Source organism: Pseudomonas sp. LBUM1663, from assembly GCF_059695905.1.
The window spans coordinates 1,264,186-1,289,962 of sequence record NZ_CP166792.1 but is presented as its reverse complement, the minus strand read 5'-3'; the positions used below and the strand labels follow the sequence as shown (position 1 = coordinate 1,289,962).

Below are 25,777 nucleotides of genomic sequence, written 5' to 3'. Positions count from 1 at the left end.
GGCTCGCTCCCACATGGGTATTGCGCGCTCGGCTTAGAGACCGTAGCTCATCAGACGCTCGTAACGACGGGCCAGCAGCGCCTCGTTGTCGAACTTCTTCAGCATCGCCAGTTGCGAGCTCAGCTCGGCACGGATCGAAGCCGCCGCTGCCGCTGGATCGCGGTGCGCGCCGCCCAATGGCTCGCCGATCACTTTATCGACGATGCCCAGGCCTTTAAGGCGCTCGGCGGTGATACCCATGGCTTCAGCAGCGTCCGGGGCTTTCTCGGCGGTTTTCCACAGAATCGAGGCACAACCTTCCGGCGAGATCACCGCGTAGGTCGAGTACTGCAGCATGTTCAGCTGATCGCAAACGCCGATCGCCAGAGCGCCACCGGAACCACCTTCACCGATCACGGTGGCGATGATTGGGGTTTTCAGGCGGGCCATGACGCGCAGGTTCCAGGCAATCGCTTCGCTCTGGTTGCGCTCTTCAGCGTCGATGCCAGGGTAGGCGCCCGGGGTGTCGATGAAGGTCAGGATCGGCATTTTGAAACGTTCAGCCATTTCCATCAGGCGGCACGCCTTGCGGTAGCCTTCCGGGCGCGGCATGCCGAAGTTGCGGCGAACTTTCTCGCGCACTTCACGGCCTTTCTGGTGACCGATGATCATCACCGGCTGATCGTCCAGACGGGCAATACCGCCCACGATCGCGGCGTCATCGGAGAAGTGACGGTCGCCGTGCAGTTCGTCGAACTCGGTGAAGATGTGTTCGATGTAGTCCAGGGTATACGGACGTTTCGGGTGACGCGCGAGACGTGCGATCTGCCAGCTGGTCAGCTTGCCGAAGATGTCTTCGGTCAGCGTGCTGCTTTTGTCCTGCAGGCGGGAGATCTCATCGCCGATATTCAGCGAATTGTCGTTACCGACCAAGCGCAACTCTTCGATCTTGGCTTGCAGGTCGGCGATCGGCTGTTCGAAATCTAGAAAATTCGGGTTCATAGGCGTCCGTCTTGGGTCGACATCCAAGAGAGCTTGGGCCGGCCGGTTGTCTATTCGCGCCCTACCTTAAGGGACAGGCGCGTTCAGGTCGAGATTAAAAATGCTGGTCGAGATCGGGCCACAACAACAGACCCTGACCGTCAACGGTATTGGAGGAAGACGTTGTCTCGCCCGAACTGGTCACGCAAGGCTTGAATCAACGCATCCGCCGGGTCGATCCGCCAGGTCTCGCCAAACTGTAGCAAGGCCTTAGCATCGGGGCTCGTGTACTCCATGGTGATCGGGCACGCGCCGCGGTGACGCTTGAACAACTCACCCAGCCAGCGCAGCTGATCGCCCTTCAAATCCTTGGTCTGCAGCTTCAGGCGCAAGCTTTCGGCGAGGTTGGTGCGAGCATCTTCCATGCTCATCACCCGCTTGACCCGTAGGCGCAAGCCACCGGAGAAGTCGTCGTTGCTGACTTCGCCTTCGACCACCACCATCGCGTCAGTCTGCAACAGCGATTGTGCCGAATGGAACGCTTCGGCAAACAGCGAGGCTTCGATCCGCCCGGAGCGATCGTCGAGGGTGATGAAACCCATCTTGTCGCCCTTTTTGTTCTTCATCACCCGCAGGGCGATGATCATGCCCGCGACGGTCTGCGTATCGCGGGCCGGTTTCAAGTCGATGATACGCTGACGGGCGAAACGGCGGATCTCACCTTCGTATTCGTCGATCGGGTGACCGGTCAGGTACAGGCCCAGGGTGTCTTTCTCCCCTTTCAGGCGTTCCTTGAGGGTCAGCTCCTTGGCCTTGCGGTGATTGGCGTAGACGTCGGCGTCTGCCTCGACGAACAGCCCGCCAAACAAGTCGGCGTGGCCGCTGTCGTGGGTGCGGGCGGTTTGTTCGGCGGCCTTGATCGCCCCTTCCATCGCGGTCAACAAGATCGCGCGGTTCTGGTCGATGCTCGCTTGATAGGCTTTCGGTTCGTCATGAAAACAAGGGCCCAGACGATCCAGTGCACCGCTGCGGATCAGACCGTCCAGCGTGCGCTTGTTGATTCGCTTGAGGTCGACCCTGGCGCAGAAATCGAACAGGTCCTTGAACGGACCGTCCCGACGCGCCTCGGTGATCGCTTCCACCGGACCTTCGCCCACCCCCTTGATCGCACCGAGGCCGTAAATAATCCGGCCCTCATCATTCACCGTGAACTTGAACTCGGAAGTATTCACATCCGGCGCGTCGAGACGCAGCTTCATGGTGCGAATTTCTTCGATCAAGGTCACGACCTTGTCGGTGTTGTGCATATCCGCCGACAGTACCGCGGCCATGAATGGCGCCGGGTAGTGCGTCTTCAACCACGCGGTCTGGTACGACACCAGGCCGTAGGCGGCGGAGTGGGATTTGTTGAAGCCGTAACCGGCGAATTTTTCTACCAGGTCGAAAATGTTACCGGCCAGGTCGGCGTCGATATTGTTGGTCTTGCAACCGTCAATGAAACCGCCGCGCTGCTTGGCCATTTCTTCAGGTTTTTTCTTACCCATGGCCCGACGCAGCATGTCCGCACCGCCGAGGGTGTAACCGGCCATGACCTGGGCAATCTGCATCACCTGTTCCTGATACAGGATGATGCCGTAAGTCGGTGCCAATACGGGCTTGAGGCCTTCGTACTGGTAGTCCGAGTGCGGGTACGCGAGTTCGGCGCGACCGTGCTTACGGTTGATAAAGTCGTCCACCATGCCCGATTGCAAAGGGCCCGGACGGAACAGGGCCACCAGGGCGATCAAGTCTTCCAGGCAGTCGGGCTTGAGCTTTTTGATCAGCTCTTTCATGCCGCGCGACTCAAGCTGGAACACCGCGGTGGTTTCAGCTTTTTGCAGCAGCTGGTAGGTCGGCTTGTCATCCAGCGGGATGAACGCGATGTCCAGCGGCGGTTGATCGACCTTGGCGCGGTCGCGGTTGATGGTTTTCAGTGCCCAGTCGATGACCGTCAGGGTCCGCAGACCGAGGAAGTCGAACTTCACCAGGCCGGCGGCCTCGACGTCGTCCTTGTCGAACTGGGTGACCAGACCGTCACCGGCCTCATCGCAATAAATCGGCGAGAAGTCAGTCAGTTTGGTCGGCGCGATCACCACACCACCGGCGTGCTTGCCGACGTTACGCACCACGCCCTCAAGCTTTCGCGCCATTTCCCAGATTTCCGCGGCTTCTTCATCGACCTTGATGAAGTCGCGGAGGATTTCTTCCTGCTCGTAGGCTTTTTCCAGGGTCATGCCGACTTCGAACGGAATCATCTTCGACAGACGATCCGCCAGACCATAGGACTTGCCCTGCACCCGCGCCACGTCTCGGACCACAGCCTTGGCCGCCATGGAACCGAAGGTGATGATCTGGCTCACCGCGTTGCGGCCGTATTTCTCGGCCACGTAGTCGATCACGCGGTCACGACCGTCCATGCAGAAGTCGACGTCGAAGTCGGGCATGGAGACCCGTTCCGGGTTAAGGAAACGTTCAAACAGCAGGTCATATTCCAACGGATCGAGGTCGGTGATCTTCTGCACATAGGCCACCAGCGACCCGGCACCCGAGCCCCGGCCAGGCCCCACCGGCACGCCGTTGCTCTTGGCCCACTGGATAAAGTCCATCACGATCAGGAAGTAACCGGGGAAGCCCATCTGGATGATGATATCCAGCTCGAAATTCAACCGGTCGACGTAGACCTGTCGCTTGGTTTCGTAATCTTCGGTGGTGTCCCGGGGCAGCAGAACGCTGAGGCGCTCTTCCAGACCGTCGAACGAGACCTTACGGAAATACTCGTCGATGGTCATGCCATCAGGGATCGGGAAGTTGGGCAGGAAGTGAGTGCCCAGCTTCACTTCGATGTTGCAGCGCTTGGCGATCTCGACGGTGTTGGCCAGCGCCTCGGGGATGTCGCTGAACAGCTCGGCCATTTCCTCGGCGCTTTTGAGGTATTGCTGATCGCTGTAGTTCTTCGAACGCCGCGGATCGTCGAGGGCGCGGCCTTCACCGATGCAGACGCGGGTTTCGTGAGCGGCAAAGTCTTCCTGCTTGATGAAACGCACGTCGTTGGTGGCGACCAGCGGCGCACCGATTTTCTCGGCCAGGGCCACGGCGCCGTGCAACTGCTCTTCGTCGTTGGGGCGGTTGGTGCGCTGGATCTCCAGGTAGAAACGATCCGGGAACACGGCCATCCATTCGCGCGCGAGGTTTTCCGCTTCTGCCGGATTGCCACTGAGCATGGCCAGGCCAATCTCGCCCTCTTTGGCCGCCGACAGCATGATCAAGCCTTCACTGGCTTCAGCCACCCACTCGCGCTCGATGATGACCGAGCCATTGCGCTGGCCGTCGATGAAGCCGCGGGAAATCAGTTCGGTGAGGTTGCGATAGCCGACAGCGTTCATCGCCAGCAGGCTGATCCGGCTCAGGGCGTTGTCCGGGTCCTTGTTCGACAACCACAGGTCGGCGCCGCAGATCGGCTTGATGCCTGCGCCCATGGCGGCTTTATAGAATTTGACCAGGGAACACATGTTGTTCTGGTCGGTGACCGCGACGGCAGGCATGTTCATGCCGACCAGGGTCTTGACCAGCGGTTTGATCCGCACCAGACCGTCGACCAGGGAATATTCAGTGTGCAGGCGTAGATGAACGAATGAAGCCGGCATAGTGATCCTGTCTAGAAACGTGAAGACAACAAGGCCCGGATTGTACCGGGCCTTGAGTAAAACATCAGCCTCGCGACTAACTCTCGATCAGGTTTTCGCGAGCCTCATAAGCCAGGCGCACCGGGGCGAAAGAACGACGGTGAATCGGCGTTGGCCCCAATCGGGCCAGGGCTTCCAGATGAACGGGTGTCGGGTAGCCTTTGTGGCCGCCAATGCCGTAACCCGGGTAAATCAATTCGAAAGCGGCCATTTCACGGTCACGGCTGACCTTGGCCAGAATCGATGCCGCAGCGATGGCCGGCACCTTGCCGTCACCCTGTACCACCGCTTCGGCGCGCATGGACAGTTTCGGGCAGCGGTTGCCGTCGATCATCGCCAGTTTCGGCTGGATGTGCAGCCCTTCGATCGCGCGCTGCATGGCCAGCATGGTGGCATGCAGAATATTCAGCTCGTCGATTTCTTCGACTTCGGCCCGGGCGATGCACCAGCTCAAGGCTTTTTCGCAGATTTCGTCGTAGAGCTTTTCGCGGCGGGCTTCGGTGAGCTTCTTCGAATCGTTGAGGCCGAGGATCGGCCGATTGGGATCAAGAATCACCGCAGCCGTGACCACGGCGCCGCAGAGCGGGCCGCGACCGACTTCGTCGACACCGGCAACCAGATCTTCCACTTCAGCGACCAAGGTGAAATCCAGCCCCATTTGCATGCTTGTTTTACTCATTGTACTGGGCCAATCAGTTTCAGCACGGCATCCGCCGCCTGGTTGGAGGCATCCAGACGCAAGGTCCGGTGGATTTCGTCGAAGCCGCGGGTCTGTTCTTCGCCACCCTCGATCAACGGCGACAAGGTCTGGGCCAGGGCTTCGACCGTCGCGTCGTCCTGCAGCAACTCAGGCACCAAAAGACGCTGGGCCAGCAGGTTCGGCAACGAGATGTAGGGGCTTTTCACCATGCGCTTGAGAATCCAGAACGTCAGCGGCGCCAGGCGATAAGCGACCACCATCGGCCGCTTGTACAGCAGCGCCTCAAGGGTCGCCGTGCCGGAGGCAATCAACACGGCGTCGCAGGCGGCAAGGGCTAGATGGGATTTGCCATCGAGCAGGGTCAGCGGCAGATCGCGGACGGCCAGCAACTCTTCAAGCTGCGCACGGCGTTCAGGGCTGGCGCAAGGCATGACGAACCGTACGCCGGGGCGCAAGGCCCGCAGGCGTTGGGCGGTATCGAGGAACAACGCACCGAGACGGCCGACTTCGCCGCCACGGCTGCCTGGCATCAGGGCAACCAGCGGCCCGTCGGGCAAGCCGAGTTCAGCCCGCGCCGCGGCACGATCGGCCTCCAGCGGGATCGCATCGGCCAAGGAATGCCCGACAAACCGCACCGGCACGCCCTTCTCTTCATAGAATTTCGCTTCGAACGGGAACAGCGTCAGCATCAGATCGCAGCCTTCGCGAATCTTCAGCACCCGCTTCTGGCGCCACGCCCACACCGACGGGCTGACGTAATGCACAGTCTTGATCCCGGCCTGACGCAGCTTGAGTTCAATATTGAGATTGAAATCCGGGGCATCGATGCCGATAAACGCGTCCGGCTTTTCGGCGATGAGGTCGGCGATCAGCTTTTTGCGACGCGCCATCAACTCGCGCAATCGACCCAGCACTTCCACCAGGCCCATGACCGAAAGGCGTTCCATCGGGAAATACGAAGTCAGGCCCTCGGCCTGCATCAGCGGACCACCGACACCGATGAATTCCACTGCCGGATGCTGAGCCTTGAGGGCGCGCATGAGGCCCGCGCCCAGAATGTCACCGGAAGCCTCACCCGCCACCAGCGCAATACGCAGATTAGCCATGATTAACGTGTGATGCCGCGGGTCGAAGACTGGATGGAATCACGGAACACCGCGACTTCCGGGAACTGGTCCGAAGGTTCGGCCAACTCGGCGAGTGCCTGCTCAACCGTCAGGCCCTGGCGGTAAACCACCTTGTAGGCACGACGCAGGGCGTGGATCGCGTCTTCGCTGAAACCACGGCGACGCATGCCTTCAAAGTTCATGCTACGGGCTTCGGCAGGGTTGCCGAACACCGTGACGTAAGCTGGAACGTCCTTGCCAATGGCGGTACCCATGCCGGAAAAGCTGTGGGCGCCGATGTGGCAATACTGGTGAACCAGGGTAAAACCGGACAGAATCGCCCAGTCTTCAACGTGCACATGGCCAGCCAATGCGGTGTTGTTGACCAGAATGCAGTGGTTGCCGATTACGCTGTCGTGGCCGATGTGCGCATAGGCCATGATCAGGTTGTGATCGCCCAGGGTCGTTTCCGAACGATCCTGAACGGTCCCACGGTGAATTGTCACGCCTTCACGGATGACGTTGTGGTCACCTATAACCAGACGTGTTTCTTCGCCTTTGTATTTCAGATCGGGCGTGTCCTCGCCTACCGAAGAAAACTGGTAGATGCGGTTGTGCTTTCCGATTCGGGTCGGGCCTTTGAGAATCACATGCGGCCCGATCACTGTCCCCTCGCCGATTTCCACACCTGCGCCGACGATCGACCAAGGGCCGACCTCGACACCTTCGGCCAGAACGGCCGTCGGATCGATGATTGCGCGAGGGTCAATCAAACTCATAGTTTGCGTTCCGCGCAGATGATTTCAGCGGAGCAGACTGGCTTGCCATCGACCGAAGCCTGGCACTCGAACTTCCAGATCTGACGCTTGCAGCTGATGAAACGGGCTTCGAGGATCAATTGATCGCCTGGAGTGACGGGCTGGCGGAAGCGCAGCTTGTCGGAGCCGACGAAGTAGTAAAGGGTGCCGTCGGCCGGTTTCACGTCCAGCATCTTGAAACCAAGGATGCCGGCAGCCTGAGCCATCGCTTCGATGATCAGGACGCCCGGCATGATTGGATGCGCAGGGAAGTGACCATTGAAGAACGGTTCGTTGATGCTGACATTCTTGTAGGCGCGAATGCGCTTGCCTTCCACATCCAGATCCACGACCCGGTCCACCAGCAGGAACGGGTAACGGTGAGGCAGGTATTCGCGAATCTCGTTGATGTCCATCATTTCGGGGGGAAGCCTATGTAAAGATTGGGAGCGCGCGACTGACGCGCGCCCCTCTAGCAAATCAAGGAGGCAGTCTAGCGGCTGTGCACACTTGATATGGAAATGGTATCAGCCATCTGATGAAGCATTACCGTCAGGGGTCACGTCCCCTACACGCTTTTCCAGCTGTCGCAGACGTCGCGCGATGTCATCGAGCTGACGGATACGGGCCGCGCTTTTGCGCCATTCGGCGGCTGGTTGCATCGCCGTACCGGAAGAATAGGAACCCTTTTCGGTAATCGAGTGGGTCACCATGGTCATCCCGGTGATAAATACGTTGTCGCAGATTTCGATATGCCCCACCAGCCCTACGCCACCAGCGAGCATGCAATGCTTCCCGATTTTGGTGCTGCCGGAGATCCCCACGCACGCGGCCATGGCGGTGTGATCACCGATCTGCACGTTGTGGGCGATCTGAATCTGATTGTCGAGCTTCACACCGTTACCCAGTACGGTATCGGCCAGCGCACCGCGATCGATAGCGGTATTCACGCCAATCTCCACATCATCACCGACCAATACACCGCCGATCTGGGCGATTTTCTGCCAGACACCTTTCTCGTTGGCAAAGCCGAAGCCTTCGCCACCCAGCACGGCACCGGACTGAATCACTACCCGCTTGCCGATGCGCACGTCGTGGTAAAGCGTGACCCGCGGGGCCAGCCAGCCGCCTTCGCCGATTTCGCTACGGGCACCGATGAAGCAATGCGCCCCCACGGTCACACCGGCAGCAATACGCGCGCCGCTTTCGATCACCGCAAAGGCACCGATGCTCGCCGCCGGATCAACCACTGCGTCCGCGGCCACTACCGCTGTCGGGTGAATACCGGCCTGCGCCTTGGGCTTGGGATCGAACAGATGGGAAATACGCGCGTAGGCCAGATACGGATCAGGCACCACCAAGGCATCGCCGGCAAAACCTTCAGCGTCTGCGGCCTTCAGCAACAGGGCTGCGGCCCGGCAGTCCACCAGGTATTTACGGTATTGGGGGTTTGCGAGAAAGCTCAACTGAGCTGGGCCAGCCTCTTGTAAAGTGGCTAGCCCAGTAATTTCTTTCTCCGGGTCGCCACGTAGCGTGGCGCCGAGGAACTCGGCCAACTGGCCGAGTTTTATAGTCGCTGTCATGGATTACTTCAGCTGATTCATGCGCTCGATCACCTGGCGAGTGATGTCGTACTGAGGTTTGACATCAATCACTGCGCCACGCTCGAAGACCAGGTCAAAAGCACCTTTCTTGATGACTTCTTCCACAGCGCTGTCCAGTTTCGGCTTGAGCTGCTTCAGCATTTCACGGTCGGCAACGGCTTTGGCTTCGTTCAATTCCTTGGACTGGAACTGGAAGTCGCGGGCCTTTTGCTTGAATTCGAGCTCAAGGCGTTCACGCTCGCCTTGCTGCATCTTGTCACCGCCAGCCATCAGACGGTCCTGAATGCCCTTGGCGCTGCTTTCCAGAGTCTTGAGCTTGGACAGTTGCGGGCCAAACTTCTTCTCGGCATCCACAGCGTATTTCTTGGCTGCATCGGATTCCAGCAGGGCCATCTGATAGTTCAGAACGGCGATTTTCATGTCGGCAAAAGCCGGACCTGCTACCAGTACGGTCGCCAGGAGAACCAATTGAGTCAACTTACGCACGATGCACTCCTACAAAATCCATTGTCGTTATTTTGGGGCAGACGCTTAGAACGTCTGGCCGAGAGAGAATTGGAACACTTGAGTCTCAGCGTCATCCGGTTTCTTGATCGGCATGGCCAACGCGAAGCTCAGAGGACCCAGTGCGGTAACCCAGGTCACGCCCACACCGACAGAGCTGGCCATGTTGCTCAAGCTGATGTCGTTGCACTTTGTATTGGACGCCGAACCGTTTGCATTGGTGGTGTCTTTGCACTGCGAGTCAAAAACGTTACCCACATCCCAGAATACCGAGGTACGCAGGGAGCGTTGATCCTTGACGAACGGCAGAGGGAACAGAAGCTCTGCACCACCCTGGATCAGGACGTTGCCACCAAATGGCAGTGGATCCTGGTCCGGGTCGAACGCGGTCCCCGGGTTCGTGCCACGGCTAGGCGTACTACGCGGGCCCAGGGTGCTGTCCTTGAAACCACGAACCGAGTTGAAACCACCAGCATAGTAGTTTTCATAGAACGGCAAGCCATCGGTTGAACCGTAGCCGTCGCCATAACCCAGTTCGGTGTGCAGACGCACGGTGTAGTTATCAGACAATGGCTGGAACAACTGGCCACGGTAATCAAGTTTGAAGAACGACAGGTCGCTGCCTGGCGTGGTCGTTTCCAGTGTCAGGCTCTGGGAATGACCACGGGTCGCCAACACGCCTTTGTTCAGGGTGGACTCGGACCAGCCGGCCGACGCCTTGAAGTTCAGGTAGTTGTCGCCTTCCTTGTTCACGAAATCGAAAATCTCGTCAACGGTGTATTGACCGGTCTTGATCTTGTCCTGTTGTGCAGTCAGGCCGAAGGTCAGACGCGAAGTCTCGCTGATCGGGTAACCGACGCTGACACCAGCACCCAGGCTGTCTACGGCATAGCTGGCTACGTCGACATCGAGGTCTTTGTAGTCAGTGGTGCGATAGAAGGCGTTGTAACCCAGGCTCACGCCATCTGCAGTCCAGTACGGGTCGACATAACCGAAGTTATAACGGCTCTGGTATTCACTGCGGGTCAAACCGATGCTGACCTTGTTACCCGTACCCAGGAAGTTGTTCTGGGTGATCGAACCACCGAGGATCAGACCGGCGCTCTGAGCGAAACCGACGCTGGCGGTGATCGAACCGGAAGCCTGTTCTTCAACGCTGTAGTTCACGTCAACCTGGTCATCGACACCCGGTACAGCCGGGGTTTCGACGTTGACTTCCTTGAAGAAACCCAGACGTTCAAGACGGGTCTTGGATTGGTCGATCAGGTAGGTCGAAGCCCAGCCGCCTTCCATCTGACGCATTTCACGACGCAGCACTTCGTCTTCAGACTTGGTGTTGCCACGGAAGTTGATGCGGTTGACGTAAGCACGCTTGCCCGGATCGACAGCGAAAGTGATGTCCACCGTGTGGTCTTCATCGTGCGGCTGAGGCACGCCGTTGACGTTGGCGAAGGTGTAACCCTCGTTACCCAGGCGACGGGTGATCAGCTCGGACGTGGTGGTCATCAGCTTGCGCGAGAATACCTGGCCTTTCTGAACCAGCAGCAGGGACTTGACCTGGTCTTCAGGGACTTTCAGGTCGCCGCTCAGTTTGACGTCACGAACGGTGTACTTCTCGCCTTCGTTGACGTTGACGGTGATGTAGACGTGTTTCTTGTCCGGGGTAATGGACACCTGGGTCGAAGCGATATCCATGTTGATATAGCCACGGTCCAGGTAGTAGGAGCGCAGACGCTCCAGGTCACCGGACAGTTTTTCACGGGCGTACTTGTCATCGTTCTTGAAGAACGACAGCCAGTTGGTGGTCTTCAATTCAAACAGGTCGATCAGGTCTTCGTCAGGGAAGACCGTGTTACCCACCACGTTGATGTGCTGGATAGCCGCAACGGTGCCTTCATTGATGTTGACCTTCAGGCCAACGCGGTTACGCGGCTGCGGCACCACTTCGGTGTCGACGGTGGCCGAGTAGCGACCCTGGGCGACATATTGGCGCTGCAGTTCGTTACGCACACCTTCGAGGGTGGCGCGCTGGAAGATCTCGCCTTCGGCCAGACCGGATTGTTTCAGGCCCTTCATCAGGTCTTCAGTAGAGATCGCCTTGTTACCTTCGATCTCGATACTGGCGACCGACGGGCGCTCGACTACCGTGATGACCAGGACGTTGCCATCGCGGCCCAGCTGGATATCTTGAAAGAACCCGGTTTTGAACAGCGCACGAGTGGATTCCACCAGGCGACGATCATCCGCCTGTTCACCGACGTTTAACGGCAAAGCACCAAAGACGCTACCCGCGGAGACCCGCTGGAGGCCATTGACGCGAATATCAGAGATAGTGAAGGACTCGGCGTGAACTTCGGCGATCATCAATACGGTGAGAACCGCAGTTAGCAGCAGACGTTTCATGAAGTCCTTTCTTATTCCAACTGGCAATAAACAAACTGCCGCAAAATGCGGCAGATTCGCAATTCAGCGAAGTGTTACAGACGGCCCAAATCATTGACCAGAGCAAGCAACATCACCCCGACCACCAAACTGATACCGATCTGTATCCCCCAACCCTGCACCCGATCTGACAAGGGACGACCACGCGCCCACTCGATCAGATAAAACAACAAATGCCCCCCATCCAGTACAGGAATGGGCAACAAATTCAGAACCCCCAAGCTAATACTCAGATAAGCAAGGAAATTCAGGAAATCAGCGACACCCGACTGGGCAGAAGCGCCCGCCACTTTAGCAATGGTTATCGGTCCACTCAAGTTTTTTACCGAGAGCTCGCCGAACAACATTTTCTTGAGCGAATCGAGGGTCAGTACGCTCATGGTCCAGGTGCGTCGAGCACCCTCGCCAATTGCGGCCACCGGGCCATAACTGACCTCACGAATCATCTCTGGTGGCCAATCGACCGCCTTCACCCCTGCCCCCAGATAACCGGTGGGCGCCTTGCTCTCGCCGCGAGCGGCCAAGGTCACAGGGACGTCGATTTGAGCACCATCACGCTCAACGCGCAGCATGATTTTGGTATCTGGATGCATACGAACGGTGTCGACCACCTGCTGCCAGTCTTCAAGTGACTTGCCATCCAGGGCCAACAGTCGGTCACCGGTCTTCAGGCCGGCAGCCTGAGCCGGGCCTTTCGAATCAAGTTCAGCCAACACAGGCGGCAAAGCCGGACGCCAAGGGCGAATACCCAGCGAACGAATCGGATCCGGTTCGTCAGCACCCTTGAGCCATTTATCCAGCATCAGCTCACGGGGCGAATCCGCCGTGGAGCCCTGCTCACGCACCAACAACTGAAGAGAACCGCTCTCGCCAAGACGACGGACCAGTTGCAGATTCACCACGGCCCAGCCGGACGTTGGCTCGCCATCGATGGCAATAATTTCCTGACCAGCGCCAAGACCGGCCTTGGCGGCAATGCTGCCGGACTCGACCGCGCCGATGACCGGCCGCACCTGCTCGCTGCCGAGCATGGCCAACACCCAGAAAAACACCATTGCCAATAGAAAGTTGGCAATCGGCCCGGCCGCCACGATGGCAATGCGCTGACGGACCGATTTGCGATTGAAGGATTGATCGACCTGATCGGCCGGCACTTCGCCCTCGCGCTCGTCGAGCATCTTCACGTAACCGCCCAGCGGGATAGCGGCGACGACGAACTCAGTGCCTTTCTTGTCGTGCCAGCGCAGCAGCGGCATACCGAAGCCCACGGAGAAACGCAGTACCTTGACCCCACAGCGACGTGCGACCCAGAAATGGCCGAACTCGTGGAAGGTGACCAGCACGCCCAGTGCAACCAGGGTGCCGACAATCATATAGAGCGCGCTCATCTACTTTCTCCGCAATCCTGTCCAGTGCCGCATGGGTCAACGTATTGCAGCACTTACCGCCCGTGACGGCTCAACCATTGTTCGGCGAGTACTCGCGCTTTCGCGTCGGCCGTAAACACCGCCTCGAGATCATCCACCGCAACGACCGGCTCGAGGCTTAACACTTCCTCGATGATACTCGCGATTTCCGGGTAGCGAACCCGCCCGTCGAGAAACGCCGCGACAGCCACTTCATTCGCCGCATTGAGCATGGCCGGCGCACTATTGCCGGCTTCGGCGGCCTGACGCGCAAGGCGCAGGCAAGGAAAACGCTCTTCATCAGGCGCCTGGAAGTCCAGTCGCGCGATGGCAAACAGATCCAGCGGCGCCACCCCCGAATCGATACGCTCTGGCCAGGCCAGGGCGTTGGCGATCGGCGTGCGCATGTCAGGATTGCCTAACTGCGCCAGCACCGAACCATCGATATAGTCGACCAGCGAATGAATCACGCTCTGCGGGTGAATCACCACTTCGACCTGGGATGGCTTGGCGTCGAACAGCCAGCAGGCTTCGATCAACTCGAGCCCTTTGTTCATCATGCTGGCCGAATCGACCGAAATCTTGCGACCCATGGACCAGTTCGGATGAGCGCACGCTTGCTCAGGGGAAACGTGCGCCAGTTCGGCCATCGGTGTCTGTCGGAACGGACCACCAGAAGCTGTCAGCAGAATCCGCCGCACGCCCACCGCACCAAGCCCACGAGCGAAATCCTGTGGCATGCACTGAAAAATCGCGTTGTGCTCGCTGTCGATCGGCAGCAGCACCGACCCGCTTTTGCGCACGGCCTGCATGAACAGCGCACCCGACATGACCAGCGCTTCTTTGTTGGCCAGCAGAATCTTCTTGCCCGCCTCGACCGCCGCCAGGGTCGGACGCAAGCCCGCCGCACCAACGATGGCCGCCATGACCGCATCGACCTCAGGGTCGGAAGCCACCTGACACAGCCCCTCTTCCCCAACCAGCACACGGGTCGACAGGCCTGCGGCGCGCAAGTCGTCCTGCAAGGTTCGGGCAGCGCCCGCTTCCGGCACGACGGCAAACTTCGGCGTGTGGCGCACGCACAAGGCCAGCAACTCACTCAGGCGAGTGAAACCGCTCAAGGCGAACACTTGATAACGCTCGGGATGGCGAGCGATCACGTCCAGGGTGCTCAGACCGATCGAGCCGGTCGCCCCCAGAACGGTAATCTGTTGTGGGCGGCTCACGGTGCAGCCATCCACAACAACACGGCGAATACCGGGATCGCGGCCGTCAGGCTGTCGATGCGATCCAGCACACCGCCATGCCCTGGCAGCAAATTACTGCTGTCCTTGATCCCCGATTGACGCTTGAACATGCTTTCGGTGAGGTCGCCCACGACTGAGATGAAGACGATCACTGCCGCACCGATCAGGCCCATCAGCATCTGCACGAAGCTCCAGTCGCGCACAATACCGACGACCGCCGTAATCACCAGGCTCAGCAGCAAGCCGCCATACACGCCTTCCCAGCTCTTGCCAGGACTGACCTGCGGCGCCAGCTTGCGCTTGCCAAAGGCCCGGCCGGAAAAATACGCGCCGATATCGGCCCCCCAGACCAGCACCATCACCGCCATGATCAACCAGTTACCCAAGGGTTGCTGCTTGATCTGGACCAGACCCTGCCAGGCCGGCAGCAGGATCAGTAAACCGATCACCAGCTTGCAGGCGGCGCTGGACCAGTGCTCGCTGGAACGCGGGTATGTCAGCACCAGATACGTCGCCACGCCCCACCAGAGCACCGAAGCGCCCAATACCCAGGGCGCGAGCCCCGGCAGGATGTGCATGACAAACAGCATCAATGCGACCACAACCGCGTAGGCCACGCGCATCGACTGGGCATTGAAGCCTGCCAGGCGAGCCCACTCCCACGCACCGAGGGTCACAACCAGCCCAATGAACAGCGCAAAGCCTGTGCCTTCGAGCAGGAAAAACCCGCACAAGGCGATCGGCAGCAGGATCAGCGCGGTGATGATTCGTTGTTTAAGCATTAAACCCGGGCTCCAGACTCGACCTGCTCGCTCGTTTTACCGAAGCGGCGCTGGCGAGAAGCGAAATCGGCCAGCGCGTTACGCATGGCGTCGTGTTTGAAGTCCGGCCAGAACAGGTCGGAGAAGTACAACTCGGCATAAGCCAGTTGCCAGAGCAGGAAGTTGCTGATGCGGTGTTCGCCACCGGTGCGGATGCACAAGTCCGGCAACGGCAGATCGCCAGTCGCCAGACAGGTCTGCAACAGCTCCGGGGTAATGTCCTCCGGACGCAGGTGCCCGGCCTGAACCTCGCGCGCCAGACGCTGCGCGGCTTGCGCGATGTCCCACTGGCCGCCGTAGTTGGCGGCGATCTGCAAGACAAAGCGGTTGGCACCGGCGGTCATTGCCTCGGCTTCACGCATGGCCGCCTGAAGCTCGGGATGAAAGCGCGAACGATCACCGATGATGCGCAGACTGATGTTGTTGTCATTGAGGCGCTTGGCCTCACGACGCAACGCCTTGAAGAACAGATCCATCAAGGCACTGACTTCATCGGCCGGACGCTGCCAGTTCTCACTGGAGAAGGCGAACAGGGTCAATACCTCGACCCCGGACTCGGCACACACCTCAATCACTGCGCGAACCGCATCGACGCCCGCTTTATGCCCGGCGACACCCGGCATAAAGCGCTTCTTCGCCCAGCGATTATTACCATCCATGATGATCGCGACATGGCGCGGCACCGCGGACGGCGCAGTCTGCTTAGTCTTTTCCATGAAAACGCGACCCTTATACGGCCATCAGGTCTTTTTCTTTCTGCGCCAGATTCGCGTCGATTTCAGCCACATACTTCTTGGTCAAATCGTCGATCTCGCCAGTGGCGCGACGCTCTTCGTCTTCGCTGATTTCTTTTTCCTTGACCAGATCCTTCAGCGAGCTGTTGGCATCGCGACGGATGTTGCGCACGGCAACACGGGCATCTTCAGCGACGTCACGAGCCTGCTTGGTGAAGCCCTTGCGGGTTTCTTCGGTCAGGGCCGGCATGGAGATCAGCAGCAACTCACCCAGGTTGGTTGGGTTGAGGTTCAGACCTGCACTGCCAATGGCCTTGTCGACGGCACCGAGCATGTTGCGCTCGAAGGCAACGACTTGCAGGGTACGGGCGTCTTTGACCGTGATGTTCGCCACCTGCTTGATCGGCGTGTCGGAACCGTAATACGGCACCATCACGCCTTCAAGAATGCTTGGGTGCGCCTGGCCGGTACGGATACGGCCGAAGTTGTGCGCCAGCGATTCCACGGATTTCTTCATGCGCTCTTGAGCGTCTTTCTTGATTTCATTGATCATTGTTGGCCTTCCTCGATCAGGGTCCCTTCAGCGCCGCCATGTACGATATTCAGCAGGGCGCCGGGCTTGTTCATGTTAAAGACACGCAATGGCATCTTGTGGTCGCGGCACAGGCAAATAGCCGTCAGATCCATCACGCCCAGCTTGCGATCCAGCACTTCATCGTAAGTCAGATGATCGAACTTCTCGGCATGCGGGTCTTTGAATGGGTCAGCGGTGTAGACGCCATCGACCTTGGTTGCCTTGAGCACGACATCGGCATCGATTTCGATTGCGCGCAAGCACGCTGCCGAATCCGTGGTGAAGAACGGATTACCGGTACCAGCCGCGAAGATCACCACTTCCTTGGCGTTCAGGTGACGCATGGCTTTGCGACGATCGTAGTGATCGGTCACGCCAACCATGGAAATGGCCGACATCACGATGGCCGAGATATTGGCACGTTCCAGCGCATCGCGCATGGCCAGGGCGTTCATCACAGTGGCCAGCATGCCCATGTGGTCGCCAGTTACCCGATCCATGCCGGCCGCGCTCAGCGCTGCACCACGGAACAGGTTGCCACCGCCGATCACCAGACCGACCTGAACACCGATGCCGACCAGTTGGCCGACTTCAAGCGCCATGCGATCCAGAACTTTCGGATCGATCCCGAACTCTTCCGAGCCCATCAGGGCCTCGCCGCTAAGCTTGAGTAGAATGCGTTTATAGCGAGCCTGATAACCACTGCCCTGCTGAGCCATTGCGAATCTCTCCTGCGGCGTATTTTAAAAATTCTTTGCGAGCTGTTTACAGCTGGCGTTCACTCTAGCTTGGCGCTGCTTCAGCGCCATCGGAACATGGCTTTGTAAGCCAGTTCCAAAAGGAAACCAATTAAAAATTGGTACCCCATCTGAAAAGAGGCTGCGCGCGTGAGCGGGCAGCCTCTTCAGGGCGACAGTTAAAAACTGTCTTATTGCTTGGCGGCAGCCAGCTGGGCAGCAACTTCTTCAGCGAAGTTGTCGACCGGCTTCTCGATGCCTTCGCCTACTTTGAAGTAGGTGAAAGAAACGATTTCTGCACCGGCTTTCTTGGCCAGTTCGCCGACCTTGATTTCAGGGTTCTTGACGAACGCCTGCTCAACCAGGCTTGCTTCAGCCAGGAACTTGCTGATACGGCCTTTAACCATGTTTTCAACGATGTTTTCTGGCTTGCCAGCGATCTTGTCAGCGTTGAGGGTCAGGAACACGCCTTTTTCGCGCTCGACCGCTTCAGCGGAAACTTCCGATGGCAGCAGGAATTCAGGGTTGGTCGCCGCTACGTGCATAGCGATGTCTTTGGCCAGCTCAACGCTGCCGCCCTTGAGGACAACTGCAACACCGATCTTGTTGCCGTGCAGGTAACCACCGACAACATCACCTTCAACGCGAGCCAGGCGACGAATGTTGACGTTTTCGCCAACCTTGCCGACCAGAACCAGGCGATCAGCTTCTTGAGCTTCGATCAGCGGAGCAACATCAGTCAGCTTGTCAGCGAACGCTTTTTCAACGCTGGAAGCAACAAATGCCTTGAAGTCGTCTTGCAGGGCCAGGAAGTCGGTCTGCGAGTTCACTTCCAGCAGAACGGCGGTTTTACCGTCTTCTTTAAGAGCGATCGCGCCTTCAGCAGCTACGTTGCCTGCTTTCTTGGCAGCCTTGATGGCGCCGGAAGCACGCATGTCATCAATGGCTTTTTCGATGTCGCCGCCGGCCTTGGTCAAGGCCTTTTTGCAGTCCATCATGCCTTCGCCAGTACGCTCACGCAGTTCTTTAACCAACGCTGCAGTAATCTCTGCCATTTCAAAATTCCTCTTGGATAGGTTTTCAACCATTCCACCCGATCGAACGGGCGATCAATTCTTCCCGACCCCACTTGTTAGCGGCTGCACGTTACAAAGGTTGTAGCTGCGCTGCTCACAAACGGTTTTCGAGGTGGCAAAAAGGGGGCCAAGCCCCCTTTTTGCTTACTGAGTCAACGCCAGGGCGTCAATTACTCAGCTGCAGCTGCCGGAGCTTCTTCAACGAACTGCTCGGTGCCGCCAGCAACGTGGTTGCGACCGCGGATAACTGCGTCAGCCATCGAACCCATGTACAACTGGATAGCGCGGATTGCGTCATCGTTGCCTGGGATGATGTAGTCAACGCCTTCCGGGCTGCTGTTGGTATCGACTACGCCGATAACCGGGATGCCCAGTTTGTTGGCTTCGGTGATCGCGATGCGCTCGTGATCAACGTCGATAACGAACAGAGCGTCTGGCAGACCGCCCATGTCCTTGATACCACCCAGGGAACGATCAAGCTTCTCAAGATCGCGAGTGCGCATCAGCGCTTCTTTCTTGGTCAGCTTGGCGAAAGTACCGTCTTCGGCTTGCACTTCAAGGTCACGCAGACGCTTGATGGAAGCACGGATGGTTTTGAAGTTGGTCAGCATGCCGCCCAACCAGCGGTGATCGACGTACGGCGAACCGCAACGTGCTGCTTCTTCAGCAACGATCTTGCCAGCGGAACGCTTGGTGCCGACGAACAGAATCTTGTTTTTGCCCTGGGCCAGACGCTCTACGAAAGTCAGAGCTTCGTTGAACATTGGCAGGGTTTTTTCAAGGTTGATAATGTGGATCTTGTTACGCGCGCCGAAAATGTACTTACCCATTTTCGGGTTCCAGTAACGGGTCTGGTGACCGAAGTGCACACCGGCCTTCAGCATATCGCGCATGTTGACTTGGGACATGATAGTTCCTTAATAAGTCGGGTTTGGCCTCCACGTATCCCAATGACCAACCAGCAGCATCAGCTGAAGGCACCCAGGTCATCGTGTCGACACGTGTGTGGATTTAAGCCTTTCGGGGTATCCCCGGAAAGCGGCGCATTTTATATCACAGGGCTGCAAAAAACGGAACCCGGATTCTCAATTCCTGATGCGCGACTTCAACCGCGCACTTGGAATCTCCCGAGAATGCGCCAATCTATAGAGAGAAGCGATGCACAGAGGCTCAGATTTGCGCTGATCGTCTGTTAGAATCGCGTTTTTCAGGGCCGCGAAGATCGATCGCGCAATGCCTATTTCGTTTTAGCAAGCGCCATCGAGCGCAGAGAGAGCCTGTATGACCGTCACCCTCAAAACCCCCGAGGACATCGCAAAAATGCGCGTCGCCGGCAAACTGGCCGCCGATGTGCTGGAAATGATTGCCGAACATGTCAAGCCGGGGATCACCACCGAAGAACTGGACCGCATCTGCCACGACTACATCGTCAACGAGCAGAAAGCCATCCCTGCCCCGCTCAACTATAAAGGCTACCCGAAGTCGATCTGCACCTCGATCAACCACGTGGTCTGCCACGGCATCCCGAACGAGAAGCCGCTGAAGGATGGCGACACCTTGAACATCGACGTCACCGTCATCAAGGACGGTTTCCACGGCGACACCAGCCGCATGTTCCACGTCGGCAGCGTGCCGGTCTGGGCCGAGCGCCTGTCGCAGGTGACTCAGGAATGCATGTACAAGGCCATCGAAATCGTCAAACCCGGCTGCCGCCTGGGCGACATCGGTGAAATCATCCAGAAACACGCTGAAAAGAACGGTTTCTCGGTGGTTCGCGAGTTCTGCGGTCATGGCATCGGCAAGGTGTTTCACGAAGAGCCGCAAATCCTGCATTACGGCCGCGCCGGTACCGGCATGGAGCTGAAAGCGGGCATGACGTTCACCATCGAGCCGATGATCAACCAAGGCAAGGCCGACACCAAGGTCTTGGGCGACGGCTGGACCGCAATCACCAAGGACCGCAAGTTGTCGGCCCAGTGGGAGCACACCCTGCTGGTGACCGAGACCGGTTACGAGATCTTCACCTTGCGCGCCGATGACACCATCCCGCGCGTTTCGGCCTGATCCGACCCCAGGCAGCTCCCAGCCTTATAGATAGATAGGAAAGCCAATCGATGCCGCAGGTGGATCCCGAACTCTTCGATCGCGGCCAGTTCCAGGCTGAACTGGCCCTGAAGGCAAGCCCGATCGCGGCCTTCAAGAAGGCGATCCGCCAGGCCCGCGAGGTGCTCGACGAGCGCTTTCGCAGCGGCCGGGACATTCGCCGGCTGATCGAGGATCGCGCCTGGTTCGTCGATAACATCCTGCAAAAGGCCTGGGAGCAATTCAACTGGAGCGAAGACGCCGACATCGCGCTGGTCGCGGTAGGCGGCTACGGTCGCGGCGAGTTGCACCCTTATTCCGACATCGACCTGCTGATCCTGCTGGACAGCGCCGATCACGAAGTTTTCCGCGATTCCATCGAGCGTTTTCTGACGCTGTTGTGGGACATCGGCCTGGAAGTCGGCCAGAGCGTTCGCTCGGTGGACGAATGCGCCATTGAAGCCCGCGCCGACCTGACGGTTGTCACGAACCTGATGGAAAGCCGCACGATCTGCGGCCCCGAGCGCTTGCGCCAGCGCATGCTCGACGTCACCAGCACCGCGCACATGTGGCCGAGCAAGGACTTCTTCCTGGCCAAGCGCGCCGAGCAAAAGGCCCGTCACCACAAATACAACGACACCGAATACAACCTGGAACCCAACGTCAAAGGTTCGCCCGGCGGCCTGCGGGACATTCAGACGATTCTGTGGGTGGCCCGTCGCGAATACGGCACTCTGAACCTGCGAGCTCTGGCCGGCGAAGGTTTCCTGGTCGAAAGCGAAAACGCCCTGCTCGCCTCGTCCCAGGAGTTTTTGTGGAAGGTCCGGTACGCGCTGCACATGCTCGCCGGTCGCTCCGAAGATCGCTTGCTGTTCGACCACCAGCGCTCGATTGCCGGGCTGCTGGGTTTCGAGGGCGATGACGCCAAGCAAGCCATCGAAAACTTCATGCAGCAGTATTACCGGGTGGTCATGAGCATTGCCCAGCTCAGCGACCTGATCATTCAGCACTTCGAAGAAGTCATCCTCGCCCCGGAAGACGAAGCGCCGCCGCAGCCGATCAACTCGCGGTTCCAGCTGCACGATGGCTATATCGAAGCGCGCAACGACAATGTGTTCCGTCGCACGCCGTTCGCAATGCTCGAGATCTTCGTGCTGATGGCCCAGCAACCGGAAATCAAAGGCGTGCGTGCCGATACCATTCGTCTGCTGCGCGAGCACCGCCACCTGATCGACGACGATTTCCGCAACGACATTCGCAATACCAGCCTGTTCATCGAGCTGTTCAAGTGCAAGATCGGCATCCACCGCAACCTGCGCCGCATGAACCGTTACGGCATCCTCGGGCGTTATCTGCCGGAGTTCGGCTTCATTGTCGGGCAGATGCAGCACGACCTGTTTCATATTTATACGGTCGATGCCCACACCCTGAATCTGATCAAGCACTTGCGTAAGTTGCAGTACACCCAAGTGTCGGAAAAATTCCCGCTGGCCAGCAAGCTCATGGCCAAGTTGCCCAAACCCGAGTTGATTTACCTGGCTGGCTTGTACCACGACATCGGCAAGGGCCGGCATGGCGACCACTCGGAAATCGGCGCGGTGGATGCCGAAGCCTTCTGCCAGCGCCACCAACTCCCGATGTGGGACAGCCGCCTGATCGTCTGGCTGGTGCAGAACCACCTGGTGATGTCGACCACCGCCCAGCGCAAGGACTTGTCCGACCCGCAGGTGATCCACGATTTCGCCCAGGCCGTGGCCGACGAAACCCGTCTCGACTATCTGTACGTGCTGACCGTGGCCGATATCAACGCCACCAACCCGACCCTGTGGAACTCCTGGCGTGCCAGCCTCTTGCGCCAGCTCTACACCGAGACCAAGCGCGCCTTGCGCCGCGGCCTGGAGAATCCGGTGGACCGCGAAATGCAGATCCGCCAGACCCAGAGCGCAGCCCTGGACATCCTGGTGCGCGGCGGCACCGATCCAGACGATGTCGAACAACTGTGGTCGCAATTAGGCGATGACTACTTCCTGCGTCACACCGCTGGCGACGTGGCCTGGCACAGTGACGCGATCCTCCAGCAACCGGCCGATGGCGGGCCGCTGGTGCTGATCAAGGAAACCACCCAGCGCGAATTCGAGGGCGGCACGCAGATCTTCATCTACGCACCTGACCAACATGACTTCTTCGCCGTGACCGTGGCCGCGATGGACCAGCTCAACCTGAACATTCACGACGCCCGGGTCATCACGTCCAGCAGCCAGTTCACCCTCGACACCTACATCGTGCTCGACACTGACGGCGACTCGATCGGCGATAACCCGGCTCGGGTCAAACAGATCCGCGACGGTCTGACCGAAGCCCTGCGCAACCCGGACGACTACCCGACCATCATCCAGCGCCGCGTGCCGCGCCAGCTCAAGCATTTCGCGTTTGCGCCACAGGTGACGATCCACAACGACGCTCAGCGTCCGGTGACGGTGCTTGAGCTCAGCGCTCCGGATCGCCCGGGCCTGCTGGCACGGATCGGCACGATCTTCCTCGAGTTCGACTTGTCGCTGCAGAACGCCAAGATTGCGACCCTCGGCGAACGCGTGGAAGACGTGTTCTTTATCACCGACGCAAACAACCATCCGCTGTCGGACCCGCTGCTGTGCACCCGGTTGCAGGATGCGATCGTTGAACAGCTGAGCGTCAGCCATGAACCGGATATCAAACTGTCGCGCATTAGCATCTGAATCAATAAATCTTCCCCTGTGGGAGCAGATTTCCTGTGGCGAGAGGGCTTGCCTCCGCTGGGTTGCGTAGCGGCCCCAAAACCAGCAAGCGCGGTGTATCAGATAATCCGCACATCATGGTTTTACGACTGCTGCGCAGCAGAACGGGGGCAAGCCCCCTCGCCACAAAACCTCTCTTCCCAGATTTAAAGAGGCCCCCATGAACAACGCTCTGAACCAGTTGCAGCCCTACCCGTTCGAGAAGCTCCGCGCCCTGCTCGGCAGCGTCACGCCAAACCCGGACAAGCGCGCCATCGCGCTGTCCATCGGCGAGCCGAAGCACCGCTCGCCAAGCTTTGTCGCTGAAGCCCTGGCAAGCAATCTGGATCAGATGGCCGTGTACCCGACCACCCTCGGCATCCCCGCCCTGCGCGAAGCCATCGCCGCCTGGTGCGAACGCCGCTTCAGTGTCCCGAACGGCTGGCTCGACCCCGCGCGCAACGTATTGCCAGTCAACGGCACTCGTGAGGCACTGTTTGCCTTCACCCAGACCGTGGTCAACCGTGGCGAAGACGCACTGGTTGTCAGCCCGAACCCGTTCTATCAGATCTACGAAGGCGCGGCGTTCCTCGCCGGGGCCAAGCCACACTATCTGCCATGCCTGGACGAAAACGGCTTCAACCCGGATTTCGACGCTGTTTCGCCGGACATCTGGAAACGCTGCCAGATCCTGTTCCTGTGCTCGCCAGGCAACCCGACCGGCGCGCTGATTCCGGTCGACACCCTGAAAAAACTCATCGCACTGGCTGACGAATACGACTTCGTGATCGCTGCGGACGAATGCTACAGCGAGCTGTATTTCGACGAACAAACCCCGCCGGCCGGTCTGCTCAGTGCTTGCGTGGAGCTGGGCCGCAAGGACTTCAAGCGCTGCGTGGTGTTCCACAGCCTGTCTAAACGCTCCAACCTGCCGGGCCTGCGCTCAGGTTTTGTCGCCGGCGATGCCGACATCCTCAAGGGCTTCCTGCTCTATCGCACCTACCACGGCTGCGCCATGCCGGTTCAAACCCAATTGGCCAGCGTCGCCGCGTGGAATGACGAAGTGCATGTCCGCGCCAACCGTGCGCTGTACCGCGAGAAGTACGATGCGGTGCTGGCAATCCTCAGCCCGGTGATGGACGTGCAGCGTCCGGATGGTGGTTTTTACTTGTGGCCAAATGTTGAAGGCGACGACGAGGCGTTTTGCCGTGATCTGTTTGTGGAAGAACACGTGACCGTGGTGCCGGGCTCATATTTGTCCCGTGCGGTTGATGGCTTCAACCCGGGTGCAGGTCGCATACGCTTGGCGCTAGTTGCGCCACTGGCAGAATGCATAGAAGCCGCAGAACGCATTCGCGCTTTTATTACGCGCAATAAATAACACTCCCCACCCGCGCCATACCCCATGGCGCGGGACTTTGTTATAAAGCCGAACTTAACCCACTGCAAACACCCAAAGTACTTGAGAGCCCTTCCAACTCTTTAGTAGCGCCTTCGCACGCCCACAATAAAGAAGCCACACAGCCACCTCCAATCATTCTTAAACATATAACCAAATAGAGAACTTTTAATATTCACAACGTGCAACGCAATGCGAAAGAGCCAATACCACAAACATCCTGAAACACCACAACATTCGCCACTTAACTTTATATCGATTACAACCTACCCGATGCGGAACACTTCAAACTGCCACGCGAGCAGTGTTCCTGCATCTTAAAAAATCAAAACTATTTAACACCCACAAGTAGCGATAACAAATGAATATTCCAAAACCCTGCTGTCGCATGTACGACCTCAACGATGCTGGCTCTACTATTAACGCTTCCGAAGCCCCCGATAACGAGGCGAGTGGCAACTACCTATCCCACTCAGCACGAAGCGTCGCGGCGCCTACCAAATTCTGGACCAGCGGACAAACGCTGCGCATTGCTATCACTCGCTATGACGAAGCCATGTTTCAGACTGTCGTCGCCGCCATCAACCAATGGGCGCCCCACGTAAACCTGAACTTTGAATTCATCGAACTGGACGATAACGACGAGTTGTATAACGGCGACATACGAATATTACTGTCTCACCTGAGCGATGGTGCAGACAGCTCTGTCATTGGGACAGACGCACAAAACATTCTCCCGCATCTGCCCACAATGGTGCTGGGCACCGACTACCTGTCTCCTTTTTTCACGGTAGCCGTTATGCATGAGTTTGGTCATGCCCTTGGGGTTGAACATGAGCATCAACATCCCGATGCGCCGCTGGACTGGAATCTACCTGCCCTCTATCGCGAATTCAAAAAACACGGCTGGACCGAAGAAGAGATTTACCGGAACGTCCTGAAAAAATTTGATGACCGCCAGATCCGTCAAACACCTTATGACCCGAAATCAATCATGCATTACGCCTTTCCCGCGAGTGTCATGTGGGACAAGGTCGAAGTCCCTCAAAACAACCAACTGTCCGAGCAAGACATCAAGTTCATCAGCTCGGTTTACCCACGCTGAAAACCGTC

The 25,777-nt window shown here is 58.4% G+C and carries 21 protein-coding genes; 4 read left to right on the top strand and 17 right to left on the bottom strand.

Going from position 1 to position 25,777, the window contains the following annotated elements; translation table 11 throughout:
• Positions 1-33: 33 nt before the first annotated feature.
• The 17 genes from ACA075_RS05665 to rpsB form a co-directional block, all read right to left on the bottom strand.
• Complete coding sequence (locus ACA075_RS05665) at positions 34-981, bottom strand: acetyl-CoA carboxylase carboxyltransferase subunit alpha (RefSeq protein ID WP_010462799.1); 948 nt, start codon at positions 979-981, stop codon at positions 34-36.
• A gap of 140 nt (positions 982-1,121) precedes the next feature.
• Positions 1,122-4,643, bottom strand: a complete 3,522-nt coding sequence (gene dnaE, locus ACA075_RS05660) for a DNA polymerase III subunit alpha (protein ID WP_497297642.1) — start codon at positions 4,641-4,643, stop codon at positions 1,122-1,124.
• A 76-nt stretch (positions 4,644-4,719) separates the two neighbouring features.
• The gene (rnhB, locus tag ACA075_RS05655; protein ID WP_010462803.1) at positions 4,720-5,346 is read right to left on the bottom strand and encodes a ribonuclease HII; all 627 of its coding nucleotides are present in this window, start codon (positions 5,344-5,346) and stop codon (positions 4,720-4,722) included.
• An 11-nt stretch (positions 5,347-5,357) separates the two neighbouring features.
• Positions 5,358-6,488 (bottom strand): lipid-A-disaccharide synthase, encoded by a 1,131-nt coding sequence (gene lpxB / locus ACA075_RS05650; protein ID WP_497297641.1) that lies wholly within the window; start codon positions 6,486-6,488, stop codon positions 5,358-5,360.
• A gap of 2 nt (positions 6,489-6,490) precedes the next feature.
• Complete coding sequence (gene lpxA, locus ACA075_RS05645; protein ID WP_131059164.1) at positions 6,491-7,267, bottom strand: acyl-ACP--UDP-N-acetylglucosamine O-acyltransferase; 777 nt, start codon at positions 7,265-7,267, stop codon at positions 6,491-6,493.
• Positions 7,264-7,704, bottom strand: coding sequence for a 3-hydroxyacyl-ACP dehydratase FabZ (gene fabZ, locus ACA075_RS05640; RefSeq protein WP_008154051.1), 441 nt, complete (start codon positions 7,702-7,704; stop codon positions 7,264-7,266). The genes lpxA and fabZ overlap by 4 nt, the downstream gene beginning before the upstream one ends.
• A 108-nt stretch (positions 7,705-7,812) precedes the next feature.
• Positions 7,813-8,868: a UDP-3-O-(3-hydroxymyristoyl)glucosamine N-acyltransferase gene (gene lpxD, locus ACA075_RS05635; RefSeq protein ID WP_497297639.1), complete on the bottom strand. Its 1,056-nt coding sequence runs from the start codon at positions 8,866-8,868 to the stop codon at positions 7,813-7,815.
• A 3-nt stretch (positions 8,869-8,871) separates the two neighbouring features.
• On the bottom strand, positions 8,872-9,375 hold the full coding sequence (locus ACA075_RS05630; RefSeq protein ID WP_010462812.1) for an OmpH/Skp family outer membrane protein: 504 nt from the start codon (positions 9,373-9,375) through the stop codon (positions 8,872-8,874).
• A gap of 45 nt (positions 9,376-9,420) precedes the next feature.
• On the bottom strand, positions 9,421-11,796 hold the full coding sequence (gene bamA, locus ACA075_RS05625; RefSeq protein ID WP_497297638.1) for an outer membrane protein assembly factor BamA: 2,376 nt from the start codon (positions 11,794-11,796) through the stop codon (positions 9,421-9,423).
• 74 nt (positions 11,797-11,870) lie between these two features.
• Positions 11,871-13,223, bottom strand: coding sequence for a sigma E protease regulator RseP (gene rseP / locus ACA075_RS05620; protein ID WP_497297637.1), 1,353 nt, complete (start codon positions 13,221-13,223; stop codon positions 11,871-11,873).
• A 53-nt stretch (positions 13,224-13,276) separates the two neighbouring features.
• Positions 13,277-14,467: a 1-deoxy-D-xylulose-5-phosphate reductoisomerase gene (ispC, locus tag ACA075_RS05615; protein ID WP_497297635.1), complete on the bottom strand. Its 1,191-nt coding sequence runs from the start codon at positions 14,465-14,467 to the stop codon at positions 13,277-13,279.
• Positions 14,464-15,270: a phosphatidate cytidylyltransferase gene (locus tag ACA075_RS05610; RefSeq protein ID WP_497297633.1), complete on the bottom strand. Its 807-nt coding sequence runs from the start codon at positions 15,268-15,270 to the stop codon at positions 14,464-14,466. The genes ispC and ACA075_RS05610 overlap by 4 nt, the downstream gene beginning before the upstream one ends.
• Entirely contained in the window at positions 15,270-16,025 is a 756-nt protein-coding gene (uppS, locus tag ACA075_RS05605; protein WP_438660654.1) for a polyprenyl diphosphate synthase, read from the bottom strand. Before uppS ends, ACA075_RS05610 begins: the two co-directional genes overlap by 1 nt.
• Before the next feature lie 13 nt (positions 16,026-16,038).
• Complete coding sequence (gene frr, locus ACA075_RS05600) at positions 16,039-16,596, bottom strand: ribosome recycling factor (RefSeq protein ID WP_403104918.1); 558 nt, start codon at positions 16,594-16,596, stop codon at positions 16,039-16,041.
• On the bottom strand, positions 16,593-17,336 hold the full coding sequence (gene pyrH / locus ACA075_RS05595) for a UMP kinase (protein ID WP_003172271.1): 744 nt from the start codon (positions 17,334-17,336) through the stop codon (positions 16,593-16,595). Before pyrH ends, frr begins: the two co-directional genes overlap by 4 nt.
• A gap of 209 nt (positions 17,337-17,545) precedes the next feature.
• Positions 17,546-18,409 carry a translation elongation factor Ts gene (gene tsf, locus ACA075_RS05590; protein WP_497297632.1) on the bottom strand — a complete coding sequence of 288 codons (864 nt, stop codon included), beginning with the start codon at positions 18,407-18,409 and terminating at the stop codon, positions 17,546-17,548.
• 191 nt (positions 18,410-18,600) lie between these two features.
• A complete protein-coding gene (gene rpsB / locus ACA075_RS05585) occupies positions 18,601-19,338 on the bottom strand; it encodes a 30S ribosomal protein S2 (RefSeq protein ID WP_007907989.1) in 738 nt (245 codons plus the stop codon).
• A 373-nt stretch (positions 19,339-19,711) separates the two neighbouring features.
• Between rpsB and map the strand changes: the two genes are divergently transcribed.
• From map to ACA075_RS05565, 4 genes are all read left to right on the top strand, one after another.
• Positions 19,712-20,494, top strand: coding sequence for a type I methionyl aminopeptidase (map, locus tag ACA075_RS05580; RefSeq protein WP_010462836.1), 783 nt, complete (start codon positions 19,712-19,714; stop codon positions 20,492-20,494).
• A gap of 50 nt (positions 20,495-20,544) precedes the next feature.
• Positions 20,545-23,247 (top strand): [protein-PII] uridylyltransferase, encoded by a 2,703-nt coding sequence (locus ACA075_RS05575; protein WP_497297630.1) that lies wholly within the window; start codon positions 20,545-20,547, stop codon positions 23,245-23,247.
• 199 nt (positions 23,248-23,446) lie between these two features.
• Positions 23,447-24,646: a succinyldiaminopimelate transaminase gene (gene dapC, locus ACA075_RS05570; protein ID WP_497297629.1), complete on the top strand. Its 1,200-nt coding sequence runs from the start codon at positions 23,447-23,449 to the stop codon at positions 24,644-24,646.
• Positions 24,647-25,025: 379 nt separating this feature from the next.
• On the top strand, positions 25,026-25,769 hold the full coding sequence (locus ACA075_RS05565) for a M12 family metallopeptidase (protein WP_497297628.1): 744 nt from the start codon (positions 25,026-25,028) through the stop codon (positions 25,767-25,769).
• Positions 25,770-25,777: the final 8 nt, after the last annotated feature.